The 7,330-nt window shown below is 45.3% G+C and carries 4 protein-coding genes; 2 read left to right on the top strand and 2 right to left on the bottom strand.

The features are described from left to right. The coding region (locus tag A1D16_RS05435; protein WP_290708265.1) for a murein L,D-transpeptidase catalytic domain-containing protein at positions 1-469 on the top strand (469 nt) is incomplete at its 5' end. A 72-nt stretch (positions 470-541) separates the two neighbouring features. Further along, a complete protein-coding gene (locus A1D16_RS05430) occupies positions 542-2,899 on the top strand; it encodes a hypothetical protein (protein ID WP_290708263.1) in 2,358 nt (785 codons plus the stop codon). Here the strand turns inward: A1D16_RS05430 and A1D16_RS05425 are convergent. Both A1D16_RS05425 and A1D16_RS05420 read right to left on the bottom strand, forming a co-directional pair. Next, complete coding sequence (locus A1D16_RS05425) at positions 2,890-6,525, bottom strand: BamA/TamA family outer membrane protein (RefSeq protein ID WP_290708261.1); 3,636 nt, start codon at positions 6,523-6,525, stop codon at positions 2,890-2,892. The genes A1D16_RS05430 and A1D16_RS05425 overlap by 10 nt on opposite strands. Positions 6,526-6,536: 11 nt before the next feature. Then, positions 6,537-7,322 (bottom strand): SdiA-regulated domain-containing protein, encoded by a 786-nt coding sequence (locus A1D16_RS05420; protein WP_290708259.1) that lies wholly within the window; start codon positions 7,320-7,322, stop codon positions 6,537-6,539. Positions 7,323-7,330 lie beyond the last annotated feature (8 nt).

Here is a 7,330-nt window from a genome sequence, read left to right as displayed (position 1 = left end):
GGGTTATAATAATGAATATGCCTTCCTGGTAGACATGAGCGTAAAATCCAACAAATACAGGTTTTTTATCGTGAACCTCAAAACCATGCGGATCGAAAAAAGCGCATTGGTTGCGCAGGGAAGAGGTAAAGAAAACCTGAACCTGGATAAGGAGTATTCCAATAAACCGGGAAGTAACTGCAGTTCACTCGGCGTTTATAAAATTGGAAAATCCTACGAAGGAGATTTTGGTCTTTCCTACCGGTTACACGGACTGGAGTCGAGCAACAGCAACGCCCTGAAACGTTATATCGTACTACATGCAATGGGTACCGTACCCGATATTGAAACAAATTTCCCGATCTGGCAAAGTGAAGGCTGTCCATCTGTTGCTCCTAAAATGCTGGAACGAATTGGAAATATGATCGATAACAGCAACAAACCAATGTTGATGTGGATGTACGACGATACCTATATTCCGGTAATCTAAGAATTGGTTAACTTTGTTTCCGTTTGCTCTAAAGCAACGGTCAACAAAATGGAACCCAATTATTTCGGGTCAATGGACATTCATTCAAGGTTATCCTTTGCCCCTTTGGTAGATGCCTGGGCGAAAACTGCGACAGAAGGCCGGCCCGGCACCCGCAAACTGTATCAAAATTTACTGGATCGGATTAAACGGCATCCTGAATTACTGGAGCCAATCGAAGATATTTCCTTACTTAAAGAACACGAAGAATGGGTAGACATGTTAATGGCTACCCTTTTTCCTGTTACCTATTCTGACCAGGAAGATATTTATGGCGTAGGCATCCCCTTTGGCCATGAGGTCATTTATTCCAGTTCCCGTTTTAGGGAATTATTCCTGGATGAGTCCGGTTCACTGAACAGAATTCCGGAAGAAATTGCCAATCAACACCTGCAGATTGAAAAATGTGCATCCGCCTATAAGATGATCTTATCTCAATTGTATGGTCATAAAATAGACGGTACAATTACCAGTATTTTAAAAGTTCCCAACCCGGAAACCGGGTTGGTTAATTATTATGAACTGGATCTTGATACCACTTTTATAAAAGTGCGACCAATGGGCGATTTGCCCGATATTACAGGCTTTGATCAGTGCTGTAATATGGCAGATATATTACACCATGAAAAGCTGCTGAACGCTTTTCCGCTGAATCGTTTCCGCTTCGAAGGAATTACTATTGTGCGGATTAAAAATGTGACACATCGGGAAGTGATCAATTCCATTAAAAATATTCTGCTCGAACAACATGATTTCGGCGATACAGAGGTGTTTTACCAGCTGGAAAAACAGATTCAGACACTGATAGGAATTCACAATGTGCGAATGGGCATTACGCCTTTTTTCCGGGTAAATGACCACCAGCTTGTGGTGGAGCAATTTACCCATCATAGCCTTCTGCTGAAATCTGTCAATAACCATGCAGGAGAAGACTCTATTTGTAAAGTATTCCAGGAACTGTTTAAAGAAACTGACCAGCCCCTGCTACTTTCTGCCATTGACGATGTATGGCTGAATCGTTACCCCTTGCTCCAGGGAATTGCCGATCAGGGGTATAAAAGTGCCGCTTTTTTCCCCTTAAAAAGTAATGGGAAACTGATTGGTGTGCTTACCCTTGTTCACGAAGAAGCCGATAAGCTGCAGCACCAACATCTTGCAGAAGCTATGGAGTCCATTCCTTTATTTGTACTGGCTATGGAAAAAGCGGCAGAAACGCTCGATAACGAGGTGGATAAGGTTATTAAACAACATTTTACAGCTGTGCAGAATTCGGTTGAATGGAAATTCACGGAAGCAGCCCTCCAATTCATTGCCGCTAAGGCTAAGGGTGCTAAAGCGAAAATTGAGCCGATCGTATTTGAGCATGTTTTCCCGCTTTATGGCGCTATCGATATCCGTAATTCATCTATTGAGAGAAACAATGCCATTCAACTCGATTTGCTGGAACAGCTGAAACAGGCAGGGGAAGTAGTTCGGCTGGCGCAGGCGAAAACAAAAATGCCCTTACTGGAGGAAGTTGCTTACCGAATTGAAAAATACAGTTACAACGTTTCCAATATTCTTTTTTCAGGCGATGAAGTGTTGATTGATCACTTCCTGCGGAATGAGGTGGTAGAACTTTTTGAACACCTTCGGGTGCTGCTGCCCGAAATAGCCACAGCAGTGGAAGCTTATTTCAAACAAATTGATCCCTCGATCCGGTTGAGGGTTCATCATCGCCATGATTTTGAAGAAAGTATTACGCTTATCAACCAGGAATTGTCGAGGTTTATTGATACGGAACAGGAAATTGCACAACGAATTTACCCGCATTATTTTGAGCGTTTTGTAACCGATGGCGTGGATTTCAATATGTATATCGGACAGTCCATAACACCTGATAAGCCCTTTGATACCTTCTACCTGAAGAATCTTAAGATGTGGCAGATAACTACGCTAACCAAAGCAGCGCAACTGGCTCACCAACTCCAATTGCGGATGAGTAATCCATTAAAAACCACACAGCGCATACTTGCTCATAGTATCCCAATCTCCATCAGTTTCCGGACGGCAGAAAGAAAATTTGATGTAGACGGTGCGTATAATATCCGTTATGAAATAATAAAAAAACGGATTGATAAAGTGCATGTTAAAGGGAGCAACGAACGATTGACGCAACCCGGAAAGCTGGCCATTGTTTTTTCCCAGTCGAAAGAGGCGGCGGAATACCTCGATTATATCGAGTTTCTGCAAAACCAACGCTTGTTATTACATGACCTGGAACAATTGGAACTGGAAGAATTACAGGGCGTAGTCGGACTAAAGGCTTTGCGCGTTAGCATTAATATGGACACAGAGGATAAACCTTTAAAGGATGGGCAACCCGAAGTAATTGAGATTGCTCAGAATTGAAATCCCAGGCTGATAAAAGGTAATCCACCCTCATCCGATTTGCCATAACAGGCTGCTACTACAAACCTGTTGGCGGGCGCTACCCACAACCCTGCGCCATAGCCCAGGTGCCATTTCCTGGAACTGCTTCCCTGCCACCATACCCTGCCGATATCCTGAAACAGCATCATGCCCAATGCGCCGGGTAAAATATACCCCCGAAGCTCGGTAAGACGGATGCGCAGGTCAAGATTGTTGTACAGGCGGTGATCGCCGGCAAAACGAAAATTGCGATACCCCCTGAGGCTTTCATTGCCTCCCAGGTATTGCGCCTGGAAAAATTCATAGTTTCCATAATTGCCCCCTCCGCCGATGCGGCCTGCCAGCACCAACTGGCTGCCACTGCTTAGTGCCATATAATAACTGAGGGCTGATTCCCATTGCCGGAAAGAGCGGGCTGCATTATTTATGCCCTGAACCAGCCGGCCAGTGCTGATCCAATGTACGCCCCGCGAAGGGATGGAACGGTTATTCCGGGTATCCAGTTCTGCCTGTACCTGAAGACCCAGGTAGGATTTTTTCAGTTGTAAGCGTTCCTGGTCCAACCCGCTTTCCGGTGTTGTAATGAACCGGTCTTTATTGTCTTCATAATCAATCCAGTAATGCTGAAAAATGGGACCGGCATTGAATAGAAGCGAGGGGGCCGGCTGGTATTTAGCGAGCGCTGCCAGTTCAAAGAGATTAAACCTGGATCGGTAATAGGTGATATTTGTGGCCTCGTTTTTTATGAATTTTGTCTGATTGCCAAAACCAAAAAAGTTCCTGGTATTATTAGGGGCTTTAAGATTTGCATAGAATCGAAATGCAGGAGCGTCGAGTATATAACGGAACTGATAGGCGCCGGTAGCAACTGCATAATAAGCATTGAACTGGTGTTGATACGAATAAGGCTGTTTCCGGAATGCATGATGGGTTGTTTTGATGCCTGCGCCTAAAAACAGTCCATCATCCCGGTTATAGGCCGCCAGTATAAGCGGAGCCGTTATATTGTAGTGAAAGCTTTTACGATTATAGGTATGAACAGCTGGCCGATCGGAAAATTTTTTAAGCAGCAGGCCCTTTCCCGCCTGATGGTTCTGTTCATAGTTAGCATCATACCATTTTAAGCGGTGTTTTTTATTGCCGGTTTGCAGGGCAATCAGGCTGTCATTTCCTTCGCCACTGATAATCCGGATCGTAAATTTTCGGGGCATCTGCCCGCTGATGCGAAACACATCACTGCCCTCTAATCCATACAATCGAAGTTCCTTGGTTATGGTGGGATCAATCAGCTGTTCTGAGAGCTTATCGAATGGCCGACCTTGCTTATTGATATCGTAGATAGTTAGCTTCAGTACTCCTTTCTTTTTCCATTCCAATTCAAACCAGTCTTTTTTACTGGAGCCGGGAATATCCAAACTGCGATGCAGGAAGGCCTGGTAAGAAAGTGCTTCCTGCAGCAGGTAGGCCTTTCTTTTCTTTAGAGTTGCAGCAATGGAAGCGGCAGACAACAACCGGATCTCAGCCGGCTGATCGGCTAATGCCCTGTCAATAGTGCTGTCTGTTAATTCAGCCAATAACTGGCGGCAGCTGTTTTCCCAATCGGACCGATTTGTTTTATTCAGGAAACTGCGGTCAAAATAACGGGCATTATAATTAAAGGTGTTTATGTTTTGAGCGTGTACGCGAAATCCCTGAAACTTTGGTAACAACCAGGAGCGGCTGATCAGCCAGGGTATTTTACCCTGGCTTACAAAAAAAGCCTGATCGCGATCCCTGGGAATAGGATAATATTGATAGCCTTCTTGTTTGAGCACTCTGCCCCATCTCCACTGGTCATCATGGCGGTCAAAATCCATTATAAACATGTCCAGCAGGCGGGCCTTTAATACTGCGGCCTGGTCTACCTGGTTGTCATTATCTTTTTGTAGTGCCTCCAATACTTTATCTGTACTATAGGTTTTTGAAAGTTCAGCTGGTTCTCTGGTATCAAACAGGTAAAGCTGTTTCCCGAAATCTTTTTGAAAAGGACCCAGTGCCGGATCGTCTGGTAGGTATACCAGCATTGGCTTGGTATGTGGAATACCAGCTGCTTCCGCCAGCCGAGGGATCGATAAAGCAGCATACGGATAAGAAGCGGAAATGCCATCAACAATTGCATCTTTTACAAAGGTTTGCCTTAACTCTTCCGGTAGGGTCTTATCGGGGTATTTTTCGATGCTGCGAAGTACATATTCCCGACCAGTACTGTCTTGGAGCCGAAGCGACCGGCTTTGCATACCACCGCCTCGTTTCACCGGCGTTAATCCGCCTTTCTCTTTGCGGATGGAAATAGTTGGTACTGTAACAGGTGTTATCCATTCTTTCCGGTAATTGGAGCCAAAAAACCATTTTTTAAGGGAGCCGGCTTTAAAGTAGGGTGCTGCAGCCAACTGAACAGAATCGGGCCATCGGGGCAACGTAAAGGGGCCACTTATTGTTACATCTTCCGCCAGGTGCAGGGGCAGTACCTGTGTATAGATTTCTTTATGGGCGGTTTCCGTAGCTTCCCAAAAAATCAGCCTGGAAATGCCAGACTTGTACAGTTGAAGTACGGCATAGCCCGTGGTAGAAAAACTGGTTCGCCCGGGAATAGATGTTCGGTGACGGGTTGCTTTTGATCCCCCGCCGCTTATTATGTAATGATTTCCATGCCGTATAATATGTTGAAGACCGTGCTCATGCCCCGCAATCCGGATAACTGCCGGATGACTGGCCAGGATGGTGTCTACCCGTGAGGACATTTGCTGGTATTGGGGGTGTTGAATGTCCTGGATATTGCCAAAACCTCCGCGGAGCAGGGGATACAAAGAGCCAATGACCGGAAGTGGGAGGTAGAGCTTTTTGTTAAGATCGGTTAAAGGAAAAAAATGCTGCTTAAACTGGTAGTAACCACCATGAATACCTGCAGATACAAAAGGATGATGGCTGAGAAAAAGTATGATTTTATGGCGGTTTTGGTTTAGTATTTCCTGCAACCTGAACAAAAACTCTTCCGGAGTTTTACAATCACAATCACTGCTGATTCCTGGTTTTTCAAACTGTTGTAACCACCACTGGCTATCCATCATTACAACGCTAACCTGCTCATTCAGTTGGATTAGCTCCGGGCCGGGGCAGCCATCGGCCGGCAAAAAATTTACCCCTGGATTTTCAAGGGTTCTGATATAATCTCCCTGGTTCTTAACCTGGTTCAGGCCATTGGAATGGCCTTTGGCCCAATCATGATTGCCGGGCAGAAAATAGACCTGCTCGGCCAGTTGCAAACCGGCTGTCCATTGCGTATCAAGAATAGAGCGGGCCCTGTTAAAACGAGGATCTCCCGGATCGGGCAAGCCAACAGGGTAACTGTTATCACCCAGAAAAAAAAGGGCCGCGGCCTTGGGTGTTTTACCGGTTCGTTTTTGCCGCATTGCATCCAGCACCGGGTGCCGTTGCTGTTTGAATTCACCGGCATCTCCGATCAGTAATACCTCTGTTACCAGGGAATCTGTTTGTGCATAACTGAACAATGCAGCACCTGCCAACATAACCCATAATAACAGTAATCGGATAAATGGGTAATACATGTGCTTGATTTTTATCTGGTTCCGGCAGATGCGGGGGCTTGATAAGGAAAAAATAAAAGGCTTGCTTTCGATTGCCGACCTTCATTACTGATAAATAAATCTCCATTAGGGGTAAAACAAAGCCCTTCGGGTTGTTGGAAAAGATCGGGGTTCAGGCCGGTTATCTTTTCAGGAACCCCCTCCCTGGAACATTGCAGCAGGAGTTTGTCGGTAGCTGATAGTATGAATAATTTGCCCGTAAGGGGATGAAATTCGGCAGCAGAAGGAAAAAATTCCAGGGTATCGTCTTTACCAAGGCGGCGGATCTCTTTCCAGTCGATACGAAACACCGGTGTCTCTTCTAAACTATGTGTATCCAGGTTAAATGCCCAGGCGTAGACAGCTGGTTCGTCTTTTTCGCAGGTTTTGCAAATCAACAAGAGCCGGTTTTTTTCTGCATCAAAACAAAGGCTTTCGAATTCGGTAAACTTTCCGAAGCGGAGGCGATAGACCATTTTTTCCTGGCCTGTTCTGCCGTCCAATAAATGCAGGTTACCATTGCTTTTCAGTACATAATATCCTTCCGGACTTCGGGTAATGTCTTCATAATCGCCTTTTTTGCCGAAACTAAGGGTGTTGAATTTACCATTGGTAGTGGATAGGATAAACAATTTGCCTTCTTCATCATTGATGGCAGCCAATTGCCCCGGACTATGAAAACTTATGCCCGAAATTTCCCGTAATGGCTTCTTGAGCAAAAGGGTTTTGGCAGCCTTATTCGGATAGCTGTCGAGCGCTGGTACAAAGCATACACCCAATTAAATGG

The sequence above is a fragment of the Flavihumibacter sp. CACIAM 22H1 genome (genome assembly GCF_001601815.1).
Taxonomy (GTDB): domain Bacteria; phylum Bacteroidota; class Bacteroidia; order Chitinophagales; family Chitinophagaceae; genus Flavihumibacter.
Note: the sequence above shows the minus strand (reverse complement) of the source record. Positions and strands in the feature narration are given on the sequence as shown.

Bases quoted from the DNA above. Each gene is read 5' to 3' on its own strand.
- A1D16_RS05425 (WP_290708261.1), bottom strand. From the start codon at position 6,525: ATGTATTACCCATTTATCCGATTACTGTTATTATGGGTTATGTTGGCA.
- A1D16_RS05430 (WP_290708263.1), top strand. From the start codon at position 542: ATGGACATTCATTCAAGGTTATCCTTTGCCCCTTTGGTAGATGCCTGG.